Annotated in this window: 24 protein-coding genes and 1 pseudogene; 12 read left to right on the forward strand and 13 right to left on the reverse strand. The window is 34.2% G+C overall.

Features of this window, described 5'->3' with window-relative positions:
* From bamB to adk, 4 genes are read left to right on the forward strand one after another with little or no spacing between them, the layout of a single operon-like run.
* Window positions 1-1,173, forward strand: a complete 1,173-nt coding sequence (bamB, locus tag J3U13_RS04200; RefSeq protein WP_267340346.1) for an outer membrane protein assembly factor BamB — start codon at window positions 1-3, stop codon at window positions 1,171-1,173.
* An 18-nt stretch (window positions 1,174-1,191) separates the two neighbouring features.
* Window positions 1,192-2,658 carry a ribosome biogenesis GTPase Der gene (der, locus tag J3U13_RS04205; RefSeq protein WP_267340347.1) on the forward strand — a complete coding sequence of 489 codons (1,467 nt, stop codon included), beginning with the start codon at window positions 1,192-1,194 and terminating at the stop codon, window positions 2,656-2,658.
* A 3-nt stretch (window positions 2,659-2,661) separates the two neighbouring features.
* Window positions 2,662-2,913 carry a zinc-ribbon domain-containing protein gene (locus tag J3U13_RS04210; protein WP_267340348.1) on the forward strand — a complete coding sequence of 84 codons (252 nt, stop codon included), beginning with the start codon at window positions 2,662-2,664 and terminating at the stop codon, window positions 2,911-2,913.
* A 37-nt stretch (window positions 2,914-2,950) separates the two neighbouring features.
* On the forward strand, window positions 2,951-3,595 hold the full coding sequence (adk, locus tag J3U13_RS04215; protein ID WP_267340349.1) for an adenylate kinase: 645 nt from the start codon (window positions 2,951-2,953) through the stop codon (window positions 3,593-3,595).
* A gap of 63 nt (window positions 3,596-3,658) precedes the next feature.
* On the opposite strand, the gene J3U13_RS04220 is transcribed toward adk, so the two are convergent.
* Both J3U13_RS04220 and ybeD read right to left on the reverse strand, forming a co-directional pair.
* Window positions 3,659-4,939 (reverse strand): bifunctional O-acetylhomoserine aminocarboxypropyltransferase/cysteine synthase, encoded by a 1,281-nt coding sequence (locus J3U13_RS04220; protein WP_267340350.1) that lies wholly within the window; start codon window positions 4,937-4,939, stop codon window positions 3,659-3,661.
* A gap of 66 nt (window positions 4,940-5,005) precedes the next feature.
* On the reverse strand, window positions 5,006-5,272 hold the full coding sequence (gene ybeD, locus J3U13_RS04225; protein WP_267340351.1) for a DUF493 family protein YbeD: 267 nt from the start codon (window positions 5,270-5,272) through the stop codon (window positions 5,006-5,008).
* A 208-nt stretch (window positions 5,273-5,480) separates the two neighbouring features.
* Here ybeD and gss point away from each other — a divergent pair, with 208 nt between their 5' ends.
* The 3 genes and pseudogenes from gss to J3U13_RS04240 form a co-directional block, all read left to right on the forward strand.
* Window positions 5,481-7,364, forward strand: coding sequence for a bifunctional glutathionylspermidine amidase/synthase (gene gss / locus J3U13_RS04230; RefSeq protein WP_267340352.1), 1,884 nt, complete (start codon window positions 5,481-5,483; stop codon window positions 7,362-7,364).
* Window positions 7,365-7,429: 65 nt separating this feature from the next.
* The gene (locus J3U13_RS04235) at window positions 7,430-8,218 is read left to right on the forward strand and encodes an SrfA family protein (protein WP_267340420.1); all 789 of its coding nucleotides are present in this window, start codon (window positions 7,430-7,432) and stop codon (window positions 8,216-8,218) included.
* A gap of 122 nt (window positions 8,219-8,340) precedes the next feature.
* Window positions 8,341-9,138, forward strand: a pseudogene (locus J3U13_RS04240) (virulence factor SrfB); the annotation flags it as partial.
* A gap of 354 nt (window positions 9,139-9,492) precedes the next feature.
* On the opposite strand, the gene gyrB reads toward J3U13_RS04240, so the two are convergent.
* The 7 genes from gyrB to J3U13_RS04275 form a co-directional block, all read right to left on the reverse strand.
* Window positions 9,493-11,904: a DNA topoisomerase (ATP-hydrolyzing) subunit B gene (gene gyrB / locus J3U13_RS04245; RefSeq protein ID WP_267340354.1), complete on the reverse strand. Its 2,412-nt coding sequence runs from the start codon at window positions 11,902-11,904 to the stop codon at window positions 9,493-9,495.
* Window positions 11,905-11,946: 42 nt separating this feature from the next.
* Window positions 11,947-13,020, reverse strand: a complete 1,074-nt coding sequence (recF, locus tag J3U13_RS04250; RefSeq protein WP_267340355.1) for a DNA replication/repair protein RecF — start codon at window positions 13,018-13,020, stop codon at window positions 11,947-11,949.
* 49 nt (window positions 13,021-13,069) lie between these two features.
* Window positions 13,070-14,173 carry a DNA polymerase III subunit beta gene (gene dnaN, locus J3U13_RS04255; RefSeq protein ID WP_267340356.1) on the reverse strand — a complete coding sequence of 368 codons (1,104 nt, stop codon included), beginning with the start codon at window positions 14,171-14,173 and terminating at the stop codon, window positions 13,070-13,072.
* A gap of 15 nt (window positions 14,174-14,188) precedes the next feature.
* The gene (gene dnaA / locus J3U13_RS04260) at window positions 14,189-15,547 is read right to left on the reverse strand and encodes a chromosomal replication initiator protein DnaA (protein ID WP_267340358.1); all 1,359 of its coding nucleotides are present in this window, start codon (window positions 15,545-15,547) and stop codon (window positions 14,189-14,191) included.
* A 156-nt stretch (window positions 15,548-15,703) separates the two neighbouring features.
* Entirely contained in the window at window positions 15,704-16,807 is a 1,104-nt protein-coding gene (ompA, locus tag J3U13_RS04265) for a porin OmpA (RefSeq protein ID WP_267340359.1), read from the reverse strand.
* Window positions 16,808-16,998: 191 nt separating this feature from the next.
* Entirely contained in the window at window positions 16,999-17,907 is a 909-nt protein-coding gene (locus tag J3U13_RS04270; protein ID WP_267340360.1) for a recombination-associated protein RdgC, read from the reverse strand.
* Between the two features lie 126 nt (window positions 17,908-18,033).
* A complete protein-coding gene (locus J3U13_RS04275; protein ID WP_267340361.1) occupies window positions 18,034-18,783 on the reverse strand; it encodes a MipA/OmpV family protein in 750 nt (249 codons plus the stop codon).
* Window positions 18,784-18,949: 166 nt separating this feature from the next.
* Between J3U13_RS04275 and J3U13_RS04280 the strand changes: the two genes are divergently transcribed.
* The 3 genes from J3U13_RS04280 (at window position 18,950) to J3U13_RS04290 (ending at window position 22,350) form a co-directional block, all read left to right on the forward strand.
* Window positions 18,950-20,359, forward strand: a complete 1,410-nt coding sequence (locus J3U13_RS04280; protein ID WP_267340362.1) for an aspartate aminotransferase family protein — start codon at window positions 18,950-18,952, stop codon at window positions 20,357-20,359.
* Between the two features lie 72 nt (window positions 20,360-20,431).
* Window positions 20,432-21,481 (forward strand): peptidogalycan biosysnthesis protein, encoded by a 1,050-nt coding sequence (locus J3U13_RS04285; RefSeq protein WP_267340363.1) that lies wholly within the window; start codon window positions 20,432-20,434, stop codon window positions 21,479-21,481.
* Window positions 21,478-22,350 (forward strand): arginase family protein, encoded by an 873-nt coding sequence (locus J3U13_RS04290; protein ID WP_267340365.1) that lies wholly within the window; start codon window positions 21,478-21,480, stop codon window positions 22,348-22,350. The genes J3U13_RS04285 and J3U13_RS04290 overlap by 4 nt, the downstream gene beginning before the upstream one ends.
* Window positions 22,351-22,430: 80 nt before the next feature.
* Here J3U13_RS04290 and J3U13_RS04295 read toward each other — a convergent pair whose 3' ends face one another.
* Genes J3U13_RS04295 through J3U13_RS04310 form a run of 4 tightly spaced genes read right to left on the reverse strand, consistent with a single transcriptional unit; the run spans window position 22,431 to window position 24,766 of the window.
* Window positions 22,431-22,832, reverse strand: coding sequence for a DMT family transporter (locus tag J3U13_RS04295; RefSeq protein ID WP_267340367.1), 402 nt, complete (start codon window positions 22,830-22,832; stop codon window positions 22,431-22,433).
* Between the two features lie 2 nt (window positions 22,833-22,834).
* Window positions 22,835-23,191: an EamA family transporter gene (locus J3U13_RS04300; protein WP_267340369.1), complete on the reverse strand. Its 357-nt coding sequence runs from the start codon at window positions 23,189-23,191 to the stop codon at window positions 22,835-22,837.
* A complete protein-coding gene (locus J3U13_RS04305; RefSeq protein WP_267340371.1) occupies window positions 23,191-24,024 on the reverse strand; it encodes an alpha/beta hydrolase in 834 nt (277 codons plus the stop codon). The genes J3U13_RS04300 and J3U13_RS04305 overlap by 1 nt, the downstream gene beginning before the upstream one ends.
* A 13-nt stretch (window positions 24,025-24,037) precedes the next feature.
* Complete coding sequence (locus J3U13_RS04310; protein ID WP_267340373.1) at window positions 24,038-24,766, reverse strand: MtnX-like HAD-IB family phosphatase; 729 nt, start codon at window positions 24,764-24,766, stop codon at window positions 24,038-24,040.
* A 157-nt stretch (window positions 24,767-24,923) separates the two neighbouring features.
* Here J3U13_RS04310 and J3U13_RS04315 point away from each other — a divergent pair, with 157 nt between their 5' ends.
* Together J3U13_RS04315 and J3U13_RS04320 are read left to right on the forward strand one after the other, a co-directional pair.
* A complete protein-coding gene (locus J3U13_RS04315) occupies window positions 24,924-25,652 on the forward strand; it encodes a response regulator transcription factor (protein WP_267340374.1) in 729 nt (242 codons plus the stop codon).
* On the forward strand, window positions 25,649-26,992 hold the full coding sequence (locus tag J3U13_RS04320) for an ATP-binding protein (RefSeq protein ID WP_267340375.1): 1,344 nt from the start codon (window positions 25,649-25,651) through the stop codon (window positions 26,990-26,992). Before J3U13_RS04315 ends, J3U13_RS04320 begins: the two co-directional genes overlap by 4 nt.
* Window positions 26,993-26,994 lie beyond the last annotated feature (2 nt).

Here is a 26,994-nt window from a genome sequence, read left to right on the forward strand (position 1 = left end):
ATGAAGTTAACAAAATGTTTTTTTTCCAGTGTTTTAATTTGCTTACTTGCGGGATGTTCTTTATTTGGTGGTGAAGAAGAGATTGTACAGATTTCACCTTCACCGAAAGTGAAAAGCCAATTTCCTATTCAGCAAATATGGCGAAATAATACAGCCGGTAATACGCAAATATACTCCTTATTAGGGCCTGCCAGTTATGATAATATAATTTATGTTGCTAGTCGCAGTGGACAGGTTAAAGCGATTGATTTATCAAATGGTCATACTATATGGGATGTAAATTTATCCCAAAGTACTTTTTTTAGTAGCAAAACAGCTTTGTTTTCAGGTGGAGTAAGTGTTGATGACAAGTACGTTTACATTGGAAGTGAACGAGCTGTTGTTTATGCTTTAGATCGCAATAATGGTAAAGTTATTTGGGAAAAAAATGTAAAAGGCGAAGTCCTTGCACGACCTGTCTCTTTTCAGGATAAATTAATTATTCATACTGCTAACGGCATTTTACAAGGACTAAACAGTAATACAGGTGAAGATCTATGGGATGTAACCCTTGATGCACCTACTTTATCGTTACGAGGCAATTCCACACCAACTGTCGTTCATGGTGCTGCCATTGTGGGTGATGATAGTGGACGAGTTAATGCTTACTATATCAACGATGGACAATTAATTTGGCAACAACGTATTTCTCAACCGACAGGTTCAACAGAAATAGCAAAATTGAACGATGTTGATTCTACACCTGTTGTTGAAGGGAATTTGGTTTATTCCGTTGGTTATAATGGAAATGTTGTGGCATTAGATTTAAGTAATGGTCAAATTGTTTGGCGTAAGCAATTAGGATCAACTCATAGTTTTGCTGTTGACTCCCAACAAATATTCATTGTTGATCAAGATGATAATGTTCAAGCTATCACTAAAAAAGGTGGAGCAGTGGACTGGACCCAATCTAGCCTTTTGCATCGTCAATTGACCGATCCAGTTATTTACCAAAATTATATTATTGTAGGTGACTTTGAAGGTTATTTGTATTTGCTAAATAAAGATAGCGGCGAAATCGTTGCTAAAACAGAAATAAGTAGTAGTGGTTTAATATCTCGACCATTAGTTGTAGACAATAAAATAATTGTCCAAGCAAAAAATGGAGATATTTATGCGTTTACAAAAAATTAAGGTAATTAGAGAATATACATGGTACCTGTTATAGCACTAGTTGGTCGTCCGAACGTTGGAAAGTCGACTTTATTTAATCGGTTAACTCGAACTAGGGACGCATTAGTTGCTGATTTTCCCGGATTAACTCGTGATCGAAAATATGGACGAGCTGAAATTAAAGGTCACGAATATATCGTCATTGATACTGGTGGTATTGATGGAACTGAAGATGGGGTTGAGAGCTTTATGGCAGAGCAATCCCTACAAGCGATTGAAGAAGCAGATATTGTGCTTTTCTTAGTAGATGCTAGAGCAGGTGCTATGCCTGCTGATCATGCTATCGCTAAACACTTGCGTATGCGCCAGAAAGCCACATTTTTAGTCGCTAATAAGATTGATGGTATTGATGCTGACATTGCGATTTCTGACTTTTATGGGTTAGGATTAGGTAAAATTCACTCAATCGCAGCTAGTCATGGTCGAGGAGTAAGTTCATTAATTGAGACTGTTTTAGAACCCATTTTTCAATTCAAAAATGAACAACAAAATAATTTTGTTAACGACGAACTATCTAACGATCTACCTGAATCGTATGATGATATCCTTGATGATACTCAATCATTGATAAACCAACCAATCAAGGTTGCTATTGTTGGTCGTCCAAATGTTGGTAAGTCAACACTAACAAATCGCATATTAGGTGAAGAGCGCGTTGTTGTATATGACATGCCAGGAACAACGCGAGATAGCATTTATATACCAATGACACGTGATGAGCGTGAGTATATCTTAATTGATACAGCAGGTGTTCGTAAACGTGGTAAAGTAACTGAAACTATTGAAAAATTTTCTGTTATTAAAACGTTACAAGCAATTGAAGATGCAAATGTGGTGATTTTAGTTATTGATGCTAGAGAAGGCATATCGGATCAAGACTTATCCTTACTTGGTTTTATTATAAATAGTGGTCGTTCACTTGTAATAGCTGTTAATAAATGGGATGGTTTATCACAAGATATTAAAGAACAAGTCAAAACGACTCTTGATGATCGACTCGATTTTATTGATTTTGCTCGAGTCCATTTTATCTCTGCATTACATGGTAGCGGCGTTGGTAATTTATTTGATTCCATCCAAGAAGCTTATGATTGTGCGACGCGTCGTGTGAACACTGCACTATTAACAAAAATCATGCAAATGGCACAAGATGATCACCAACCTCCTTTGGTGTGTGGTCGTAGAGTAAAACTAAAATATGCACATGCTGGTGGCTATAATCCACCAATTGTTGTTATTCATGGTAATCAAGTTGAAGATTTACCTGACTCTTATAAGCGTTATTTAATGAACTATTTTAGACGTTCATTAAAAATTATGGGTTCACCAATTCGAATACAATTTAAAGAGGGATCTAACCCGTTTGAAGGTCGAAAAAATAGCCTAACAGCATCACAGCAACGTAAGCGTCGCCGATTGATGAAACATGTTCGAGGTCGAAAATAAATTATGACAAAAAAAATAGCAGTGAATCATGGACAAGAAGGTATTTGCCCGAACTGTAATGAAAAAATGAGTCTTATTTCTCCTCAACATTTTAATTGTTCTAAATGCCAACAGCATTACATTGAACAATATATTTGTCCAGTTTGCCAACAAAGTGCGCAAATGATTAAAGGCTGTGGCTCGATCAATTATATATGTCAAACAGATGGTTTAATATCAAGTAGTAAAGTGATATTTCATTATTTACCAGAATAGAAAAACTATTTATATTAAAGTTATAAGAGGTTATTTAATGCGAATTATATTATTAGGTGCGCCAGGAGCAGGAAAGGGAACTCAGGCACAATTTATTATGCAAAAGTATGGTATCCCACAAATCTCAACAGGGGATATGTTGCGCGCAGCAGTGAAAGCAGGTAGCCCATTAGGACTACAAGCAAAATCACTTATGGATGCAGGAAAACTTGTTACCGATGAGCTGGTCATAGCGCTAGTGAAAGAACGTATTGCACAAAGTGATTGTAGTCATGGTTTTTTATTAGATGGTTTTCCTCGTACAGTGCCACAAGCAGATGCAATGAAGGCTGCTGGTATTGATGTCGATTATGTACTTGAGTTTGATGTACCTGATGAAGTGATTATTGACCGTATGAGTGGACGACGCATTCATGCTGCTTCTGGTCGTGTATATCATATCCGTCATAATCCTCCAAAAGTTGAAAATATTGATGATGTTACAGGAGAATTACTGACTACTCGCAAAGACGATAGTGAAGAAATTGTTCGTAAACGTCTTGTTGAATATCATGATCTAACAAAACCTTTGATTAGTTATTACCAACATGAAGCTAAAGAAGGGCATACACAATATTTTCGTATTGATGGAACTCAGCCGGTTGCTGATGTAACAAAAGAATTAGCTAAAATATTAGGATAATTGATTTCATCAAAAGAGTCAGATCGTTTTTAGCATCTGACTCTTTTAATATTGTACAAAAGATCAATTTGAAGCAGCTGTAAGGGCTTGCTCTAGATCTGCAATAATATCGTCAATATGTTCGATACCAATTGATAAGCGAATCATTTCTTGACTGACCCCAGCTTTTTGCAGTTCCTCATCATTAAGTTGTCTATGTGTTGTGGTAGCTGGATGACAAGCTAATGAACGAGTATCGCCGATGTTAACTAAGCGGATTATTAATTTTAATGCGTCAATAAATTTAGCTCCTGCTTGTTTACCTCCTTTTATACCAAACGATAAAATACCAGCTGGCAAACTATTATTTATCTGTTTTACGGCTAAGTGGTGTTCTGGATGATTTGATAAACCGGCATAATTTACCCAGCTAATTTGAGGGTGGGCTTCTAAATATTGAGCTACTTTTAGAGTATTATGACAGTGGCGTTCAACTCTTAAAGATAATGTTTCAAGTCCTTGTAATATTAGAAAAGTGTTAAATGGAGATAATGCAGCACCCATATTACGCAATGGGATAACACGACAGCGAGCTATATAGGCAGCCGCACCAAATGTTTCAGTATATGAAACGCCATGATAAGATGGATCGGGTTGATTCAACATTGGATATTTATCAGCATGATCTTTCCAAGAAAATTTACCTGAGTCAACAATCATTCCACCTAAACTATTGCCGTGTCCACCAATATATTTAGTGAGCGAATGAATGACAATATCCGCTCCAAATTCAAACGGTCGGCAAAGTGCAGGACTAGCGACAGTATTATCAACAATTAAAACAATACCATGACGATGAGCAATATTTGCTAACCCCTCAAGATCAACAATATTGCCAGAAGGGTTACCAATACTTTCACAATAGATGGCTTTAGTTTTATTATCAATTTGTTTTTCAATAGCGATGAGATCATCGTGAGGAGCAAATTTAGTTGTAATACCAAAGTTAGGTAATGTATGAGCAAATAAATTATACGTTCCACCATAAAGCTTAGAAACTGAAACGATATTTTCACCTGAAAAAGTGATTGCTTGAATTGCGTAAGTAATAGCCGCCATACCTGATGCTACAGCTAAGGCACCAACTCCACCTTCAAGCGCTGCGACTCTTGCCTCAAGTACGGCATTAGTGGGATTTGTAATTCTTGTATAAATATTTCCAGGTACTTTCAAATCAAAAAGATCTGCGCCATGTTGAGTGCTGTCAAAAGAATAAGAAGTGGTTTGATAAATAGGTACAGCAACAGCGTGGGTTGTTAACTCGGGTGTATAGCCAGTATGAATGGCAATGGTTTCTGGTTTCATATTAGAGCCTCATTATTGCAGTATGAAGCTCACATTTTGCACAAAATTTTAAAAAAAAGCAAAGAATTATAAAACCATTCTCACAATATCAATTTCGCCTAATTCTTTATAAAGATTCTCAATTTGGTCAATATGTGTTGCGTTAATAGTAATCGATACAGAATGATAATTACCTTTACTACTTGGTTTGACAGACGGCGTATAATCACCAGGTACATGACGTTGAATCACGGATACGACTTTGTCAACCAACTCTGGTTTTGCTTCTCCCATCACCTTATAAGTGAATGAACAAGGAAAATCTAATAATTCATTTAATTTTGTTTGTTGCATAATTTTATATGTCTCATTTTATTAGTTCATTTTATTGGTATGAATACCAGGAATTACGAATATATATAGGCGGTTTATAATTCTTCAAGTATTAGGAAATATAAACATCGCTTTTTAAAGCTTATAATTTGATCTATGATAAGAAAATTCTAACATAGCTTGATAAATCTATCTTGCATTTTGTTCATAAATATAAGGTTAATATAGCATGTCATCTTTGTCCAATAACAAAGAATCTTTTGGAACATTATTAGGTTATGCGCCAGGCGGTGTTGCAATTTATTCATCTGATTATGAAACATTAGATTCCAATCTTTACCCTAATGATGCTTCATTTCGCAGTTATTCTGGACATGAATATATGGGATACAAATGGCAATGTGTTGAATTTGCAAGGCGATTTTTATTTTTAAATCACGGTATTGTATTTACTGATGTGGGCATGGCACATGAGATATTTTCATTACGATTTTTAAGACAAGTGATTAATGAAGCCATTTTACCTTTACAAGCCTTTGCCAATGGCAGTAAACGAGCCCCAGAAGCAGGTGCATTATTGGTTTGGGATGATGGTGGCTTTTTTGATCGTACCGGTCATGTTGCTATTATTACTGAAGTATTTGAAGATAAAATTCGGATTGCTGAACAAAATGTGATACATACACGTTTGCCAATCGGTCAACAATGGACACGTGAGCTTGCCATGACAAGGATAGATAGTGGTTATCAATTGCATGATACGTTTGATGATACAACAATTCTTGGTTGGATGATTCAAACAGATAATACCGAATATAGTTTACCACAACCCAATGTATCTAATTTGTTGCTGAAGATACACAGTACTCATATAGAAAATGAAAATCAATTTGATAAAAAGTGGCTCGATGAATTAAATACACTTGAAAATGCCTATGTATCAGCCACAGGACATGAAATCAGCCATGACGATCACTATCGTTATTTCAGTATTTCTGAAAGTGCTGAACAAGAATTAATTCGCGCAACCAATGAATTACATTTAATGTATTTACATGCTACTGATAAAGTCTTAAAAGATGATCGCTTATTAGTTAATTTTAATATTCCTGAAATATTATGGCCCAGACTCCGACTGTCATGGCAACAACGTCGCTATCAAATGATCACAGGACGATTAGATTTTTGTATGGATGAACGAGGTTTTAAAGTTTACGAGTATAACGCTGATTCCGCTTCTTGTCATACTGAAGCTGGACATATATTAGAAAAGTGGGCGATTCAAGCAGGATTAAATGTTGGCGTGAACCCAAGTTGTGGTTTACTCAATTCTTTGGCTAACTGTTGGACACATAGCGATGCACAAGCTTTTGTTCATATCATGCAAGATAATGATAGTGAGGAAAATTATCACGCCTTGTTTATGCAAACAGCCTTAACTCAAGCAGGGTTTAATAGCAAGATTCTACGTGGACTTAATGGGTTAAGATGGGATAAGCAAGGTCGATTAGTCGATGATGAAGAGCGGCAAGTCACATGTGTGTGGAAAACATGGGCATGGGAAACCGTTTTAGAGCAACTACGAGAAGAAAGTGAAGCTCAAATTGCCGGTTTACCAATTCGTACTTGGCATCCTGAAAATGCTGTAAGGTTAATTGATGTGCTTTTACGACCTGAAGTGTCAGTCTTTGAGCCTCTGTGGACAGTTATTCCGAGTAACAAAGCTATTTTGCCTGTTTTGTGGTCTTTATTTCCTAATCACCGTTATTTATTAGAATCAACGTTCAAACTTAATGATAGCTTGATTAAAAAAGGTTATGCCATCAAACCAATAGCAGGGCGCCGTGGAAGTGATATTCAATTAGTTAGTAGTCAAGAACAAATTCTCGATAAAACCGTAGGGCAGTTTGCTAAGCAAGAAAATATTTACCAAGAACTTTGGTGTTTGCCGAAAGTTGATGATCGTTATCTACAATTATGTACCTTTACAGTAGGCGGGCATTATGGAGGAGCATGTTTACGTTCTGATCCCTCTTTAGTTATAAGAGGTGAAAGTGATATGCAACCATTACGAGTTTTAACTGATGAAGAGTTTTTAAAACAATTACAATAATCCCCTTCATCATCAACAGTAATCGAAATTGAGAGGATAAAAAAATAGATTGGAAACGTTGGCTGATATGGATGCTTGGTTTGTTGCCTTTATTATTGCTTGTATTTGCAATATTTAGGTTACGAGGATGTTGGCAAATTGGATATTTCGGTCCATCAGGAGATTGCAAAGAAAATAATATCAATCAACTTTCGTTAACCGATAAAAAACAAGATATAAAAGAGGTGATGGCGAAAGATCCCGTGATTGATAGGCAAATTGATGTAAATAATGGCACAAAAAATAATGCAAAGTATACAGTTGAAACCAACGGTGTACCTATTAGTACTGATGTTTTAGTAGATGCTCTTAATACGGTTGATTCAAATGTAATACCAAATAATATTGAAAATAATGGTGGTATTAATCAAGTTTCAAACACTTTAAGTAATAAAAATGACAAAGTTGGTAACTTGTACTTAGCAAAGCCAGATAAAAAAGTCGATAATTTAACTTTATCTCCAGCTCAAGTAACACAAAGATCAACTAACTTTTTGAATGGACAATGGTCTGTGAGTGGAGGTATTCAAGATAAGGCTACAGGTAAACCATTACAATTGAGCTATGAATTTAAAAATAGGAATGGTCAAGTTACTGTTACTCGTAGCGATGGAGTTAAATGTCTAGGTCAAGTTGATAGTGGTATTCAAAATGCTAACTTGAGTATTGTCGGTAATAACCAAGCTATTTGTAGTGATAATACCAAATATCAATTACCTAAGATTCAGTGTAAATTAGGCAACAATAATCAAGCTGATTGTCAGGGAATTTATGACAACGGGGCTTTGTTCCCCATTACGATGAAAAAACAATAAGGTTGTATATGCTTCCAGAAACACGTAACTATGGTCAAGAAGTTACACTTATAATGAATTTTGGAATTCAATTTATTGATTTTTAGTTAAAAATAGATTGAAAAGATAGTCAATGGCGCAATAAAATTAATGGTAGTTTTATCGATCCTTATGAAAGTGGGGCACTAGTTAGATTAATTGAAGATAGCAATAATGGTAAATTTTTTGAACCGGGTAATCACTTTTTTATAGTTACCCCTACACCAGAGATTAGTGTTGACCAATCACTAAAAATGTATGATGGTATTTGGTTGCCTGTTTCTGTTTTAAGATCAATACCCCTTGAACGCTTTGATATAGGATCTCATAACTGGAGACGTGTAAGAATTGTTAGCATTCCAGAAGGAGACGAACCTGATGGCAATACACATCGTGTAACTTTTGCATTTGATACTAAAATCTTTGCAAATATGCAATACGTTGTTTATTTAGCTCCTAATGAGAATGATGTAAAAAAAGGTTCAGTATTTAGTCTGGCACATTGCTCAGATCAGATTTCTTGGTATCTAGAGCTAAAATGGATAACAAGTTGGTTAATTGACTTATTCCAAGAATTAGCTCCTCAGCCAGAACGACTAAAATTACATAAAGAGGATATTGAATTAGAAATAATTAAGAAATCTTATTATGGCCATTATCTGAACATTCTTAATTTGCTTGTAGATTCAATACAACTACCAACAATCAAAATTGTATCAAATTCTCGAAAATTTTTTTGGAGATGGTGGAATGTGTTATTATTAACTCTATTATTATCCGCATTAGGCGCTTCATTGTTCTTTTTTTATCCATTTAACAAGGATAAATTCTCAGAAACCATACCGAAAATTATTATTATTTCTCCTGTATTGATTAGAAAAAACACTTTAACCAATTATTGAACCTTCTAAAGAAGAACCTAGATTCATAGAAGAATTGAAGTATGAAAAGTTACCAATTGAAGATACAAACTCTGGTATCAGGATAGAAAAGGCACCTAAACCATCGCTAGAAAACAAAAATTTCACGAATTGTATTACTAAAAGAAGAGATACAAAATAATCCTAATCCATCAAGAATGATCATTGTGTTTGATAACTCTTTATCCATGATGGCAACGTTAGTTGAACCGCCTCACGAAGTAGAACAGTTTTTAGAATATATAAGTTACGGTTATCCAAATTATATATCAGAATAAGAATAAAAAAACCAGACATTTGTCTGGTTTTTTTATTTATTTTATTGAAAAAACAATTTTAAAAATCTAGATTAGCTGCCTTTAAGGCATTTTCTTCAATAAACAATCGGCGAGGTTCAACCTCATCACCCATTAATGTGGTAAAAAGTTGATCTGCTTCTATAGCATCTTTGATAGTCACTTGTAACATACGGCGACTAGTTGGATCCATGGTGGTTTCCCATAGTTGTTCGGGATTCATTTCTCCGAGACCTTTATAACGTTGAATAGTAAGTCCCCGACGAGATTCGCGGATTAGCCAATTAACCGCTTCTTCAAAGGAATTAACAGGCTGTTTACGCTCTCCCCGTTGAATAAATGCACTCTCTTCAAGAAGATCTTTTAATTGCGATCCTAAATGGCAAATATTTCGATATTCATTACTATGAATAAATACTTGGTCTAATGCATAATTAGTATCAACGCCATGTGTTCTTACTTTTATGATTGGTATATATAATTGCGTTTTTTCATTAAAAGAGGCCGAATAACCATAGCTACTACCGTGTTGTTCTTTACTTGATAATTTTTCTACAATGGTTTTTGCCCAATTTTCAGCTTTTTGTTGGTCTTTTAGTATATTTTCTTCTAATACTTCATGATAAACCATTTCAGAAAGCAGCGCTTTAGGGTAGCGTCGTTCCATTTTAGTAATTAGCTTCTCAACTTTTTGATATTCAGCAATAAGCTTTTCTAATGCTTCGCCAGCTAATGCTGGTGCATGATCATTAACATGTAATGATGCATCTTCAAGAGCTAAGGCGATTTGAAATTGAGTCATCGCATCATCATCTTTAATATATTGTTCTTGCTTGCCTTTTTTTACTTTATATAAAGGTGGCTGAGCTATATAAACATAACCACGTTCAATAATTTCTGGCATTTGACGATAAAAGAACGTTAATAGCAATGTACGAATGTGTGAACCATCGACGTCGGCATCGGTCATGATAATGATACTATGATAACGCATTTTATCAGGATTATATTCGTCACGACCAATTCCGCAACCTAGAGCGGTAATTAATGTTGCTACTTCTTGAGAAGAAAGCATTTTATCAAAACGTGCTTTTTCAACATTTAGAATTTTACCTTTAAGCGGTAAAATGGCTTGATTTTTACGGTTACGACCTTGTTTTGCCGATCCACCTGCAGAATCCCCTTCCACTAAGTAAAGTTCTGAAAGTGCAGGATCTTTTTCTTGGCAATCAGCGAGTTTCCCCGGTAGTCCTCCTAAATCTAAGGCGCCTTTCCGACGGGTCATTTCACGTGCTTTACGTGCAGCTTCACGGGCTCTAGCTGCATCAATGATTTTACCAACAACAATTTTGGCATCCGATGGGTTCTCAAGTAAGTATTCAGCTAATTTTTCACCCATAACAGATTCTACTGCTGATTTAACTTCTGATGAAACCAATTTATCTTTGGTTTGTGATGAAAATTTAGGATCTGGAACTTTTACAGATACTACAGCAATTAAACCTTCACGAGCATCATCTCCCGTGGCACTGATTTTTGCTTTTTTACTGTATCCTTCTGTTTCCATATAATTATTAAGCGTTCGAGTCATGGCGCCTCGAAAACCAGCTAAGTGTGTACCACCATCCCTCTGCGGAATATTATTAGTAAAACAATAGATATTTTCCTGATATCCATCGTTCCACTGTAATGCTATTTCAACACCAATGCCGTCTTTTTCAGTACTAAAATAAAAGATTTTAGGATGAATAGGATTTTTATTTTTGTTTAAGTATTCAACAAATGCTTTAATCCCGCCTTCATAGTGATAATGTTCACTTTTACCGGTACGTTCATCAAGTAGTCTTATCGATACACCTGAATTTAAAAATGATAGTTCTCGTAGACGTTTAGCTAAAATTTCATAGATAAACTCAATATTAGTAAAAGTTTCTGGACTTGGCCAAAAACGAACATACGTACCTGATTCCGTTGTTTCACCAATAACTTTAAGCGGTTCTTGTGGAACCCCAAGTTTATAGATTTGGCGATGAATCTTTCCATCACGGTAAATAATTAATTCTAATTTGTTTGATAAGGCATTAACAACCGAAACACCTACACCATGTAAACCACCAGAAACTTTATAAGAATTATCATCAAATTTACCACCAGCATGCAATACAGTCATGATAACTTCAGCTGCTGAAATTCCTTCTTCTTCATGAATGCCTGTTGGAATACCTCGACCATCATCTCGCACAGAAACAGAGTTATCAGGATGAATAGTGACTTCAATATGGTGACAATAACCGGCTAATGCTTCGTCTATGGCATTATCGACTACTTCAAAAACCATATGGTGAAGTCCTGTTCCATCATCAGTATCACCAATATACATCCCTGGACGTTTTCGGACAGCATCAAGCCCTTTGAGTACTTTAATACTAGAAGAATCGTAAGAATTAGACATGAATTTCTCGACTTATTTGATTGTTTATATCGTTCTGTATATCTAAGAAATTATACCAGATTTTATGTGAAAAATCTTATCATTTTCATTGATCATATGGGTAATCTGATCTTGGCTAACTGCAGTAATAAATACTTGTGAATTAGCTAATTTTAAACGTTTTGCCAATAATTCTCGTTTGGTATTGTCCAATTCTGAAGCGAAATCATCTATCAAGTAAACGCAAGGTTGTGAGTTTTGTTTTGAATAGTACTCACCTTGAGAAAGACGTAAAGCGCACATTAATAATTTTAACTGACCTCGAGACAACATATCTTCAACGGGAATATTATCAATACGTAATCGAATATCAGCTTTATGAGGTCCAACCGATGTATAATTAATGAATTTGTCTCTTTCATATTGTTTATTTAATATTTCTGAATATTCAATACCGTGTTCCCAGCCTTGATAATATTGACAATTAATTTGATATTCAGGTAAAAAATCCTGACAAGTATGAATAATCTCTGGAAAAATATGTTGTGAATAATTTGCTCTAATCTGACTTATTTTCTCAGCTATTGGGGTTAGTTCTTTATCCCAAGGTAGTAATTGATTATAGCTATTACATTGTTTAAGTAAAGCATTACGTTGTTTTAACAAACGCTTCAAATTGTTCCAAAGATAAATAAATTCGGGATAATGATGAAAGCATCCCCAATCAATAAATGAACGCCGATATTTTGGGCCTCCAGTTAATAAATCAAAACCTTCAGGTGTAATTAACTGAATTGGCAATAGTTTAGCCAAATCTGTTAACCGGAAACCTTCATCACCATCAATTTTTATTTTATTATCATTATTACGATTTTTTGCTAGACCAATTGTTCGAATTTGCTGATTGATTGATTTAATTTGGCTGAATAAAACTAATTCTGGTTGTTCGTGTTGTATAATTCGATTGGATTGAATATGTCTAAATGCACGTCCATGTCCAAGCATATAAATGGCTTCAAGTAGACTGGTTTTACCACTACCGTTATCACCTATGATATAGTTGAAATGATGAGATAATGATAACTCAGCATTATCAATATTACGAAAATGATGAATTTTGATTTGTGAAATTGTCATATTAATGAATAAAGCTTCTGATCATCGTCAGAAGCTAAATGAGATTTGATTATAAACGCATTGGCATAACAACATAAGTGGCTGATTGGTCATTAATGTCTTCAATCTGAACACTTGATGTTGCATCAGTTAATAAAAGCTGTACGCTATCACATTTTAATGTATTTAATATATCTAATAAATACGTTACGTTAAAGCCAATTTCAAGTTCTGCTGATTCATATTTTACATCAATTAACTCTTCGGCTTCTTCTTGTTCTGGATTATTTGCTGTGATTTTTATTTGATTATTATGTACATACAATCTTATTCCGCGGAATTTTTCATTAGATAAAATTGCTACGCGAGATAAAGCATTCCTTAATTCATCACAAGATACTTCTAGAGGTTTATCTGGATTTCGAGGTAGTACTCGTTTGTAGTCTGGAAATCTTCCATCAATTAATTTTGAAGTAAAAGTAAAATCACCAAGATTAACACGTAAATTATTATTACCAATTTGTATGTTAATCGGTTCCTCATTATCACCAACAAGTTTCGCAAGTTCAATGACGCCTTTTCTTGGAAGAATAACTGAGCAAGCAGTAGAAATATTTTGCCCAACAGGCTGAGCACAAAATGCTAAGCGGTGACCATCAGTCGCAACCGATTTTAATAAACCATCTTCAATTTCAAATAGCATACCATTTAAATAATACCTTACATCTTGATTAGCCATTGAGAATTGAACTGCATCAATAAGTCGTTTTATGGTTTTTTGTGGAACGGAAAGATCAATATCACTTTGCCAATTTTCAAGATTAGGGAAATCACTAGCAGGTAGTGTTGTTAATGAAAATTTACTTCGACCTGATTGAATAATTAATCGGTTATCGTCAACAGTTATTGAAATTTGAGCATTGCTGGGTAAATTACGACAGATATCGAGAAATTTTTTCGCGGGAACTGTTGTTGCACCCGGTTCGCTTGCTTCAATCAAAGGTAAATGAGAAATCATTTCAATTTCAAGATCTGTACTTGTCATTGATAAAACATTATCACTCACTTGTAATAATAAATTACCTAAAATTGGTAGTGTTGGGCGACTACTTAGTGGTGCGCTAACAAGTTGCAATGGTTTGATAAGTTTTTCGCGATCGATAATAAATTTCATAATGTTGATTCTTTTTTAGGTTGATAATGTTCGTATTAAATTGGAATAATCTTCTTTAATATCGTTGTTTTCTTCTTTTAATTCTGCGATTTTACGACATGCATGTAATACTGTTGTATGATCTCTTCCTCCAAATCCATCACCAATTTCAGGAAGACTTTTGTTTGTTAATTCTTTCGCTAATGCCATTGCAACTTGACGTGGTCTTGCAACAGATCGTGAACGACGTTTTGATAACAAATCAGATACTTTGATTTTATAATACTCAGCAACTGTCTTTTGTATATTTTCAATAGTAACAAGTTTCTCTTGCAAGGCGAGTAAATCTTTTAGAGCATCTTTTACAAAATCAATAGTAATTGATTTGCCAGTAAAATTAGCGTTAGCAATAACGCGATTAAGCGCCCCTTCTAATTCACGCACATTGGAACGTAAACGTTTAGCAATAAAAAAAGCAACCTCTTCAAGCAGTTTAATATTATTTTCTTCTGCTTTCTTCATTAAAATTGCCACACGGGTTTCAAGTTCCGGTGGCTCTATTGCTATTGTTAATCCCCAGCCAAAACGTGATTTTAAACGATCCTCTACGCCATTTATCTCTTTTGGATAACGATCTGAAGTTAATATAATTTGTTGGTTACCCTCTAGTAATGAATTAAAAGTATGAAAGAATTCTTCTTGAGAACGTTCTTTATTCGCAAAAAATTGTATATCATCAATAAGTAATGCATCAACAGAACGATAATAGTTTTTAAACTCTTCAATTGCATTATTTTGTAAGGCTTTTACCATATCTTGCACAAAACGTTCTGAATGCATATAAACAACTTTTGCATTATCTTTTTCATCAATTATTTGATTACCAACAGCATGCAATAAATGAGTTTTGCCTAATCCAGTTGAACCGTATAAAAACAATGGGTTATAAGCCTTGCCTGGATTCTGGGCAACTTGTTTAGCAGCAGCAACAGCAAGTTGATTAGATTTGCCTTCAACAAAGCTATTAAATGTGTGCTTATGATTAATACCTGAGTGATAAGCGTGATTGCTATTAGTTTCTTTAGTCATTTTCCAAGCAGGAACAAGTTCTGCTTTTGGTTGTTCATTTTTGATTTTTTTATCCATCGAAAGTGTTGAACCAACTTCGAGATGCAATTTCAAAGAATCATTATTAAAATGCTTATTTAGTAATTGAGATATTGTTGTTAAATATTTATTTCTGACCCAATCTAACACAAATCTGTTAGGGGCATAAATATAGAGTTTGTTATCAACCATTTCCGCTTGCAATGGTCGAATCCATAAATTAAATTCAGTTGTTGGAAGTTCTTCTTGTAATTGAGAAAGACAATCTTGCCAAATAGCGGTAGGCACAGCAACTCCTTTAATTTTAATTACTAACAATGCTTCTGTAATTATAATCTTTTTTGTGGGTAATTTATAGATAGGGGTGACTATATAATTTGATGAATAAAAATTATATAGATAAAAAAACCCAGTTTAACTGGGTTTTTCAAGTAGAAGTAATAATTAATTTGTTGTATCAATAACTTTAACTTCTTGAATATTACGTGCTTTAACTTCAATTTCAACACGACGATCTGGTGCTAAACATGCTTTTAAGTTAGCGCCACGAAGTGCATTACATTTAGTACCTGTAACTGGTTGTGTTTTACCCACACCACGTGCACTGATTAGATCAGCTGGAACACCTTTTTCTACTAGGTATTTCATTACTGAATGTGCGCGTTGCTCAGAAAGTTTTTGATTATAGGTATCTGAACCAATACGGTCAGTATGACCAATTACAACGATAGCGCTTTGAGTTGGGTTAATTTTAACAAGTGATGTTAATAAGTTGTCTAATGCTTGACGACCTTCAGCTTTTAAGTCAGATTTCGCATAGGCAAATAATACATCTTCATTTAATACATAACGATTTTCTTGTGTTTTAACTTCAACTTCAGGTGCTGCTACAACAGGTGAACCTAAACGGTAAGTAATACCTAAAGTTAATAAACCGGCGTCTGGTGATGCATTAGTTTTAGTGTGGATATGTTGAACATATTGATATTCTAAACGAGTAGAGAAGTCTTCATCAAAGCGATAGTCAAGACCTAATGCATAAACAGGAGATAAGTCAGTTTTAGTTCCGCCGTGTCCATTTACATCTTTAACTAAGCCGCTATTTTTCCACTTGGCAATAGTTACCATTCCACCTGCACGAGCATAAATATCAAGGTCATCAGAAATGAATGATATTGGATAACTTAATTTACCAGTTAAAGAAACACCTTGTGCTGAAACTTTACTGTGACCTAGATCACTGTGAGTGCCTTGATAATTGTAAGTCTTTTTATATTTAGCAGAACCCAACCAGTCATATCCTAATTCAAATGCAAGATAAGGATTTGCTTGGAAACCAAGAAAAGCACCGCCGCCGATATTGCTACGATCAGAAGTGCTAACACCAACGTTAGAGTTTTCACGAATTTTATTTGCATCTAATCTGTAGAGTTCTGACCAACCTAATTTAGCACCTGTATAAAAAGTGTTATCTTCATATGCTGCATTAGCTGCAGTAGCTGTTAAGCTTGCAACTGCAATTGCTAGAGCTAGAGTTGTTTTTTTCATTTTTTTGCCTCAACTTTAATGTTGTTATAGACGATGTTTAGTTTCCTTTTGTTTAAATTTCACTTTAAATAAAAGAACAATTACTTATTGTTGTATTAATTATGCTATACATAATCCTAGTTGATTATAGCATATCTTGTATACAAATCTATATCTAATGATATCGCCTTTAAAAAATTTAAACAATGTTATCAAAATATTTTGTTAATCACTGTAGTAAAATCATTTACCGTATTGGATAACACTTTTGACATAATAAAAAAGTCAGCTTCAAGTCGTTTATCAAATTCATCTGAGCTTATATCTTCATTTTCATCTAGTATTATAGAATCAAATTTTATTCGTTTAAATGTTAGGTCAGAATTGACGATAAAGTTAACACCTCTCTCATCGACAATTTTCATTTTTGTAATCCATTTACCCGAATCAAAATGAACGCGCATTTCATCGCTTGTGATTTCTTGATTTTTACAGCTGATAATTCCATTACCTTCGAGCGGATCTTTAAGTTCAGCTTGATCACCTAATATAAAGGGTGAAAAATTAAGCTTTTCTTTAACCCATGAGGTCATAATCTGTTCAAGTGGTTTGTCAATTGATAGTGGAGTTAATGCTAATGAACCAAGTTCTTTGCGTAAAATCGCGAGAATATCTTCAGCTTGTTTAAAACTACTACAATCAACAATAATACGTTTATTTTCAGTATCAATCCAAAGCCAATAATGGTTATATTTACTAAAAGCCCTTGGCATTAAGTCAATTAAAACTTCATCTTTTAAGCTAGCCTTCTCGTTTTTTGTAAGTCTTCTACTTAGAGCTTGTTCTTGTTTATCAATTTTTTCTAATAAAGTTTGTTTAATGACTGGCGCTGGTAATATTTTGGTTTCTTTTTTTATACGTAATAATAAATGACCTTGCATATCGACAATAAAATCATTTTGGTTATTGTCATGATAGGGTGAAACCCAGCCCATTTTTGTTGTATCTAAGTTGCCACATGGGGTAAACATTTGAGATTTAATTGCTTTTTCAATAGCATCTTTATTGAGTAACGTGTCATTATTTAATTGATAAATAATGGCATTTTTAAACCAAAGCATGGATTTATCGTTCCTAAAATGTGTTTATGGTTATTATTTTAGCATGTTTAGTTTTTATTAACTGCCTGTAAATTGTAAAACAGTCATAGTTTTATTATTGTGCTTAGATTCAGCATGTTTCTAAGGTTAGAATTTATAAGATATGCCCATATAAACTGATGTTACTGTACTATTATCAACCATTGGACTGTCCGCAGCATCACCAGTTAATTTATCAATATGTACACTACCAAATGTAGCAATGTTGTCAGTTAATAAATATTGTGCTCCTATTTCAGCGTAAGGCGTAAATGAGCTGTCAACATTAAAGTAATGTAATTTTGAACGCGATGATTCTTTATGAGAAATACCATAGTAATAATCGTTATGTTTGCTGTTTGCCCAATTTACACCTATAGTTGGAACAATTATTAAGTTACCTTGCATATAAGGAATACTATAATCAGCATTGGCTAATAAACTATTACTTTCATCTAGTATATCAGCTCCTATACTACTAGAAAAACTTCCAAAATTAGTATCTATAGAGTATTCAATTTCAGCCAATAGGGTTGAGTGACGGTTATCAAGAAGTTTTAATTGATGATTATTGGAGTCATTTGGTTTGAATTCGTTAGATAAGTAACGTGCTCCAATGGATAAACTTTGATTATTTGTATTATAAGCATAAATGCCAGCTGATAAATCATCGATAAAAAATAGACCATTGTCATAATCAATATGAGGAACTGGATAAAACTTTGAACTGTAACTTTTATACGGAGAATTCCCCCAACCAATACCTAATCCAATAGATGTTGGATTGGCAGATACAGTTGGTATAGTTGATAAAGTAATTATTGATAAAATAGGAATTGAACAAAATGTTTTTTTCATCTTTTTTATATCCATTTAAGTAATAACGCTATCATCTAATCGAATATTATTCATCTGGAGTCTTGGTCACACAATCAATACATTAATTGTACATTGTAACAAATGAATTTCCTTAATAATAATGCCACATTTTGTCATATTTGAATATGGATTAGTGAGATAAATTATGAGTAAACCAACTTTAGAAATGATTAATAGTCGGCCCGACGATGCAACGTTATTGGCTGATGAAGCAAAATATTGTTCATTTGGTGATACCGTGCATTATGTTGAACCACCAAAGATTTTTGATGGCTGTGAAGGTAGTTACATGTATGATAAAGAAGGTAAAGCCTTCCTTGATTTACAAATGTGGTACTCTGCTTGTAACTTTGGTTATGCTAATGAACGTTTAAATAACGTACTTAAAAAGCAAATTGATACTTTACCACAATGCGCTAGCCAGTATTTACATCCTACTAAAATCGAATTAGCCAAAACAATTGCTCAAGGTATGGAGCAGCGATTCGGTTACCAAGGGCGAGTTCATTTTAATGTTGGTGGTTCACAATGTATTGAAGATTCATTAAAAGTCGTTCGTAATGCTACTGGTGGTAAATCTCTGATGTTTGCATTTCAAGGTGGTTACCATGGCCGTACTTTGGGTGCATCTTCAATTACCTCAAGCTACCGTTACCGTCGTCGTTATGGTCACTTTGGTGATCGTGCAATGTTTGTACCATTCCCATATCCGTTTCGTCGTCCAAAAGGAATGACAGCAGAAGAATATGGTGAACATTTAGTTGCTGAGTTTGCTCGTTTATTTGAAACTGAATATCACGGTGTATGGGATCCAAAAGTAGGACAGGCTGAATATGCTGCATTTTATGCCGAACCGTTACAAGCAACAGGTGGTTATATTGTTCCTCCACGTAATTACTTTAAAGGTCTGAAAAAAGTTTTAGATCAATATGGTATTTTATTAGTTGTTGATGAAATTCAAATGGGCTTTTATCGTACTGGTAAATTATGGTCAATTGAGCATTTTGATGTTAAACCTGATGTGGTGGTATTTGCGAAAGCATTAACTAATGGTTTAAATCCATTAGGTGGCTTATGGGCTCGTGAAGAGTTAATCAATCCGGAAGTATTCCCAGTTGGCTCAACTCACTCTACGTTTGCTTCAAATCCTTTAGGTACTGCAGTTGGTTTAGAAGTATTAAAAATGACTTCAGAAACAGATTACGAAAAAATGGTAATGGATAGCGGAGCATACTTCCTTGAAGGATTAAAAACACTTGAGAAGAAACATAAAGAGATAGGCGAAGTTGATGGTCTAGGTCTTGCACTTCGCGCTGAAATTTGTACCGAAGATGGATTTACCGCTAACAAAGCCTTAGTTGATAAAATGGTAGATATTGGTATGTCAGGTGATCTTGATTGGAAAGGTAACAAAATGGGCTTGGTGCTCGATATTGGTGGTTACTATAAAAATGTTATCACCTTTGCTCCATCATTACATATTTCTCGTCAAGAAATCGATCAAGGTATCGAATTGCTCGATCAATTAATCACACGAGCAAAAAAAGAACTTTAATCCTTTAATTCTATTCTTCCTGCCAACTTTTGTTGGCAGGTTGCGTTTTATAGCCAACCATTTATTAAATTTATGAAATACATCAATCAGTTAGAAAAAAATGAATTAATAGACAGCTTTTTAACTTATCCGCCACAGGATTTTTCAGCTTGGTTAAGTGATGATGATGTGCCTGTTTTTTCTGCCAAGTTTGATTTACTTACAACTGCAAATGATGATTTTAAATATAAAATTCAAAAATTTCCTTTTTATAAAAAATGGAAACATTGGTTACAGCCAAGAACCTGTTTTGTTGGGACAACTGTTTCGGAATATACGTTATTAACAGATAAGGTTGATGCTAATCAATTGGCTAAACATCTTAAAACAACTTATGCCAAACAATATCCTTTTATGATTGTTAAAGATCTTCCTTTAGCATCCCCGTTATTAAGTGAATACGATAACCACTATTCAGAGCAGCTTATTGAAGCGTTAAAAGAACAAGGCTATATCGAAGTTGAAGGACAAGCATTAGCTTGGTTACCTATTGATTTTGTTGATATAAACGAAGTTTTCTCGCGTTTTTCGTATAGTCGACGAAAAAATTTTAGAAGAAAACTAAAATCACGCGATAAATTAGACATTAATATTTTGCATAGTGGGGATGAATGCTTTTTTAATCAAGATGTTCAAGACGAATATTATCAACTTTATCTTAATGTTTATCAGCAAAGCGAAATACATTTTGATTTATTAACTAAACCATTTTTTATTCAATTATTGCAAAGTAAAGCAGCCAAAGCCCATATTTTTACTTATCACAATAATGGAGTATTTATTGGTTTTAATATCTGTTTTGAAGTAAATAATATGCTGATTGATAAATATATCGGCATGGTTTATCCAAAAGCAAGAGAACTAAATCTTTACTTCGTAAGCTGGTTTGTAAATCTTGAATATGCGTTGCAACAAGGATTTAATTATTATATTGCAGGTTGGACAGATCCTGAAGTAAAAGCATCATTGGGTGCTAAATTCACATTTACTAAACATTTAGTATATATTCGTAATCCATTATTACGTGTAATATTACGTAAATTGATTGGTCACTTTGAAAGTGACAAGGAGAAAGTAGCATGACCTGTCCTATTATACTCAATTTCGATAAAAGTGTAGGTAAGATAAACAATGCTAAAACCATCGATGTGACTGAGTGGCAGGATGCCATTCGCTTTGGCTGTACTGAGAAAAAATTCTTTCACTTTAAAAAAGTGTTGCAACACTCCCTACCTGATAAATATGGAACGGTGTTAATGGGAAGTGGAGATTTTCATCATGTTTCGTTATTATTGATTGAACGTTTAGCTAAAGAATATTCAGCTAGCAATCCCATTCAAGTTGTCGTTTTTGATAATCATCCTGACAATATGCGTTATTTATTTGGAATACATTGCGGATCATGGATTAGTTACGTGGCAAGTTTACCTTTTGTTAGCCGCGTACATGTTTTAGGTATTTCATCTCAAGACATTGGTCTTTCTCATTTTTGGGAAAACAGATGGTCACCGCTATTCCATAAAAAACTGACTTATTGGAGTTTAGATGTCAATGTTACTTGGGCAAAAAAAATTGGCTTAAGTCATGCTTTTCGCCATTTTGCTACCCCTGATGATCTTATTGCTAGCTTTCTTTCAGAACAATATCATAGCGCACAACCTGTTTATTTATCGATTGATAAAGATGCATTAAGTGAAGAAGTTGTACATACCAATTGGGATCAGGGTAAATTACAAACATATCATATCCTTGATACTATCACCTCAATCAAACCAAGGCTTGTTGGTAGTGATATTACAGGGGAACTTTCTATATGGAAACCGACAAATTGGTTTAAACGTTTTCTTAGTTCACTAGATAAGCAACCTAGCATATCATCTGATGATCTTATCAATTGGCAGAAAGAGCAACATCAGCTTAATCTAACGTTATTGAAAGCTATTTCAGGATAAACTATTGTCAAAAAGTTTGAGGAAATGTAGGTGTTTGAGTATAAAACTTAGACCTACTTTTCCAAAGATCTGAAAAAAATTTAAGGATGATGTTTAGAAGAATTCTGTTTAGATAATTTGCCTTCTGCTAATGCTAAAAACAAAATTCCTGAAACAATTAGAATTGTACCGATTAATTTAAATAACGTAATAGGTTCCTGAAATAACCAGATTGATGCAATCATTACCGTTACTACTTCAAAGTGAGATGCGGCAAATGCTGGACCGACTGGTGCTTTTTTTAATAACGTCATCCAGGTGAAAAAAGTAAGAATATATCCTGTTATTGATATATAAATCCATGGGTTAGTAAAAACCCGCACTAACCAATCCATACTCATTTCTAGAGGTTGGGCATGGATAGCGGTTAATTTAAAACTACATTGTGCAATAGTATCAAAAAAAAGTAATACTGAAAAACCGATAAGATAGAATCTAGCCATATTTAAGACATTCCTACAAAAATGACGCCAGTAGTAATTAATAGCATGCCAATTAAACGATAAAAGGTAAGCAGCTCTTTGAAAATAATACGTCCAACAATCATAATAGTAATAATATTAAATGAGGCTAGCAATACACCTTGTGAAAGGGGAACTAAAGTTAAAAATGCCAACCATAATAAAAATTCTGCAACATAAGAGATAATGCCAATCCAAATCCAATGATTTTTTGCCAAATCTAGCCAATAATACCAACCATCACGATTATTTGGTGAGATGGCAGCAAATTTAAAAGCGACTTGTCCTAAAGTATCAAAACAGATGTTACTAACCCAAAGTATCATTACTAATGGTGACATTATGACTCTATTCCTTTTGCTATATTATTGAAGAATGTAATGCACTCTTTAATCACTTCCCGACGTTGACTATCAATTGTTATTAAATGATAACTGTCATTTAAGATCACTAGTTTTTTGGAGCCAGAAACGTTTTTTTCAACTAGTTTTGCATTGGTTTCAATATTGGCGATATCATCATTACCTGAGTGCATAATTAAACATGGTGAAACAACATTAGGCAGTTGAGCGCGTACATCCTTGGCAAGTAATTGCATTTCGGCAAGTGCTGGGAAGGGATTTCCTGCAAGTCCTGCTGAAGCTGCATCACCACTTAACATGCTTTCAGATACGACGGCTCGAATCCGTTCATCTTTAAGTCCATATGGTGGTTTTTCAATAAAAGACACTTTTTGGAAAATTCTTAATTTTTTAAAATAAACCAACAAAAAGAAGAATTTTTTTGCCCAAAAAGGCATACTCCAGCCATCGTAATAAAAAGTTGGTGCTAAAACGCCAACACCCTTAATTTGTTCTGGTCTATCAGCGGCTAGTTTCAGTGCTAAAAGTGCACCCATTGATAATCCAGCAACATAAACATTATCAACATGTTGAGCTAAGTAATCAGCCCCTTCTTGTACACTTTGGTACCAATCTTGCCATGATGTTTTACAAAGATCAGCTTCGGTACCACAATGACCGGCTAGTTGAATAGCATAAACTGTAAATCCAGCTTTATGTAAACCATTAGCTAAAATTCGCATTTCATTCGGCGTACCAGTTAAGCCATGAATTAGAAGTACACCATTTTTATTACCAGGTAAAAAATAAGATAAATCTTGCATTGTACTCATTATTATGCCTTTACTATTTTACTATCATGATGGGAATTAAAGAATGTTGTGCTTGTTCTAATGCTTTGGTTACATCAGCAAAACTATTGATAGCACAGTGCGCAATCTTATTTTTTTTACAGTAATTCACTAGTTTGTCTTTGGCAAAAACATAATCAACATTATGTGATACACAGTAGTCTGAGGTACCATCTCCTACAAAAAGTATTTGGGGGAAATATTGTTGCTTTTTAACATGATTACATTTGCAATTACCACTTTGTTTAATACAATCCTTATTGGCATAAGGAAATTCAAGTCGCCAACTACGGTTATTATCATGAAGCAACTTATTGGCAAAAATAGGCAAATGTTCAATTCCATGACGTTTTAATACAAACTGTATTGCGTAATCTAACCCATCACTCACAACATGAACAGGAATATTCTTTTGTTCGGTATAATTAATAAACGATTTAAACATTGGATCGATTTCAATCTTGGAGAGAACTTGATTGAGTTCCTCTAAACTGGCATCCATTAGAGCAATTTGTTTACTCATGCATTCTTGAGAGCCAATTTTGCCATTAACCCACATTTCTTCAAGCTCATCACAACCATCTTGCCCGAAATAACTCAGTAAAGTATCGGTTACATCATTAACACTGATGGTTCCATCAAAATCACATAAGACAATAGGAGTCTGATGCTGAGTATAAGATGGATAAAAAAGATGGTCAGCCATCGATGAAAAAGTATTCATTTTAAAATCAAAATAGTCTAATTGTAGATAATGGCGCAAATTTTCTCATAAAGTAGTTTTAAACTTTGTGGGCTCTTTGTATATATTTTGTAACGAGGGTGAAATTGTCTGTATAATGAGGTTCACTCGGTATAAGCTATAGTAATGAGAATCGATAATGAGCGAACGTATATTAATCATTGAAGACGATCCAAGATTAGCCAACCTCATACAAGTATACCTTGTTCGGCAAGGGTATACCGTTGATTGGCATAATAGTGGTGAAGGAGCAGAAGAAAAAATTCGTCAACTCAATCCAGATTTGGTCATATTAGATGTAATGTTGCCACAAAAATCAGGTTTTGATATTTGTCGTGATATACGAGGCTGGTTCGCCAATTATATTTTAATCATGACAGCCAGTGAAGATAACATCGATGAAATTGTCGGACTTGAACTTGGTGCTGATGATTATTTGGCAAAACCAGTTGAACCAAGATTATTACTTGCTCGAATACGTGCCTTGTTACGACGTAAACAGATAGAAAATGAAAAAGATTGTGGCAAAGAATGGGTTATGCCCTTAAATAACAAAACCCTTATTTTTGATAACTTAGTGATAGATGGCGAAAATAGGAAAGTAGTATTACAAGAACAAGAGATAGATTTAACTACCGCGGAATTTGATCTTCTATGGTTATTGGCTAATAATGCTGGAAACATATTATCAAGGGATGATATTTTTTCTCAAGTGCGTGGTATTGATTTTGATGGTAGCGATCGTTCTATTGATTCCCGTATATCAAGACTTCGCCGTAAATTGCTCGATGATCCTGACAATCCATCACGAATTAAAACGGTTCGAGGAAAAGGTTACTTATTCATGCGTGAGGGGGATAGTCATTGAGTCAATTATTAGCCAAACCACTATTTTTTAATAGACGAATTGTATTTTATCTCGTTATATTACTTTCTTTGCAGTGTATCATTGCTTATGGAGCTTTATTGGTATTTGATTCTTTACCTTCCTCATTAACTGATATGCCCGATGATCATCTTGTATTTCGTGAGTCACAACGAGGTACAGTAAACTTAATTCGTATGAGAATTAACGAAAATAAAAATCGTCCTTTGCAAGAAGTTGTTGACGAGTTGCAACCTTATTTTGGCTACCCAATAGAAATTTTACCAATCAATACGGTTTTACCGCATTCAGTTTTTCAAGAATTAAAAAATCTTGGTTTTTCTTTTGATAGTGATAAAGAAGTTGTCTACATTGATTTAAATGATGGTAATTTATTACAGTTAGGTCCTATCGTAATGCGCGATATATTACAGTCTAACACTATGTCATTAAGTGTTTTTTTAATTATTTGGGCGTTATTTAGTGCGATCATCTTTTTTATTCTAATCTATTTTGCTTTTAGTGCAGTTTGGAAAGATTTAGTAAATATAAGACAAACTGCAGAACAGCTTGGGCAGGGCAATTTAAAAGCCAGAACTGAAAACGTTAAAGGCTGGTTATTCAAACCACTCGCAAAAGTTCTAAATAATATGGGAACACACATAGAACATTTAGTTGGTACGAACCAAACTATCTCGCATGCTATGGCACACGAACTGCGCACACCACTTGCCCGTATGCGATTTGAGCTTAGTATGCTTGAAGAATCTAATGATGAACAAGAAAAATTGCTTCTACAAAAAGGTATGAGTGATGATATTAACGAATTAGAAACCTTAATCAGTGCCAGCTTAAATTACTTTAAAATGCAACAGAGTAATATTGAGTTAAACTTAACTCAAGTTTCATTAAAACAATGGGTTGAAAAAGTCTGTCAGTCCTTAGCATTATTTAAACCAAAAGGATTTGAATTAGTGTGCAATAGTCAGGATGTTTTAGCTATCATTGATACTAATTTAGCAGAAACAATTGTTAAAAATTTACTTCTAAATGCATTTAAATATGCTACGCATAAAGCAGTATTAAATATTACAAAACAGAAAAATAGCGTAGTAATTGAAATTGATGATGATGGACCAGGCGTTCCGTTTGAAGCACGTGAAAAGATTTTTATGCCCTTTGCTAGACTAGATACCAGTCGAACACGTTCTACTGGTGGTTATGGCCTTGGTTTAGCATATGTCAAATTAATGGCAGAATTTCATGATGGTAATGCTTTCGTCGTTACTAGCCCTCTTGGAGGAGCAAGGTTTGTGATTTCATTAAAGTCTAACGATTGTTAATC

The organism is Gilliamella sp. B2887, assembly GCF_026537015.1.
GTDB lineage: Bacteria > Pseudomonadota > Gammaproteobacteria > Enterobacterales > Orbaceae > Gilliamella.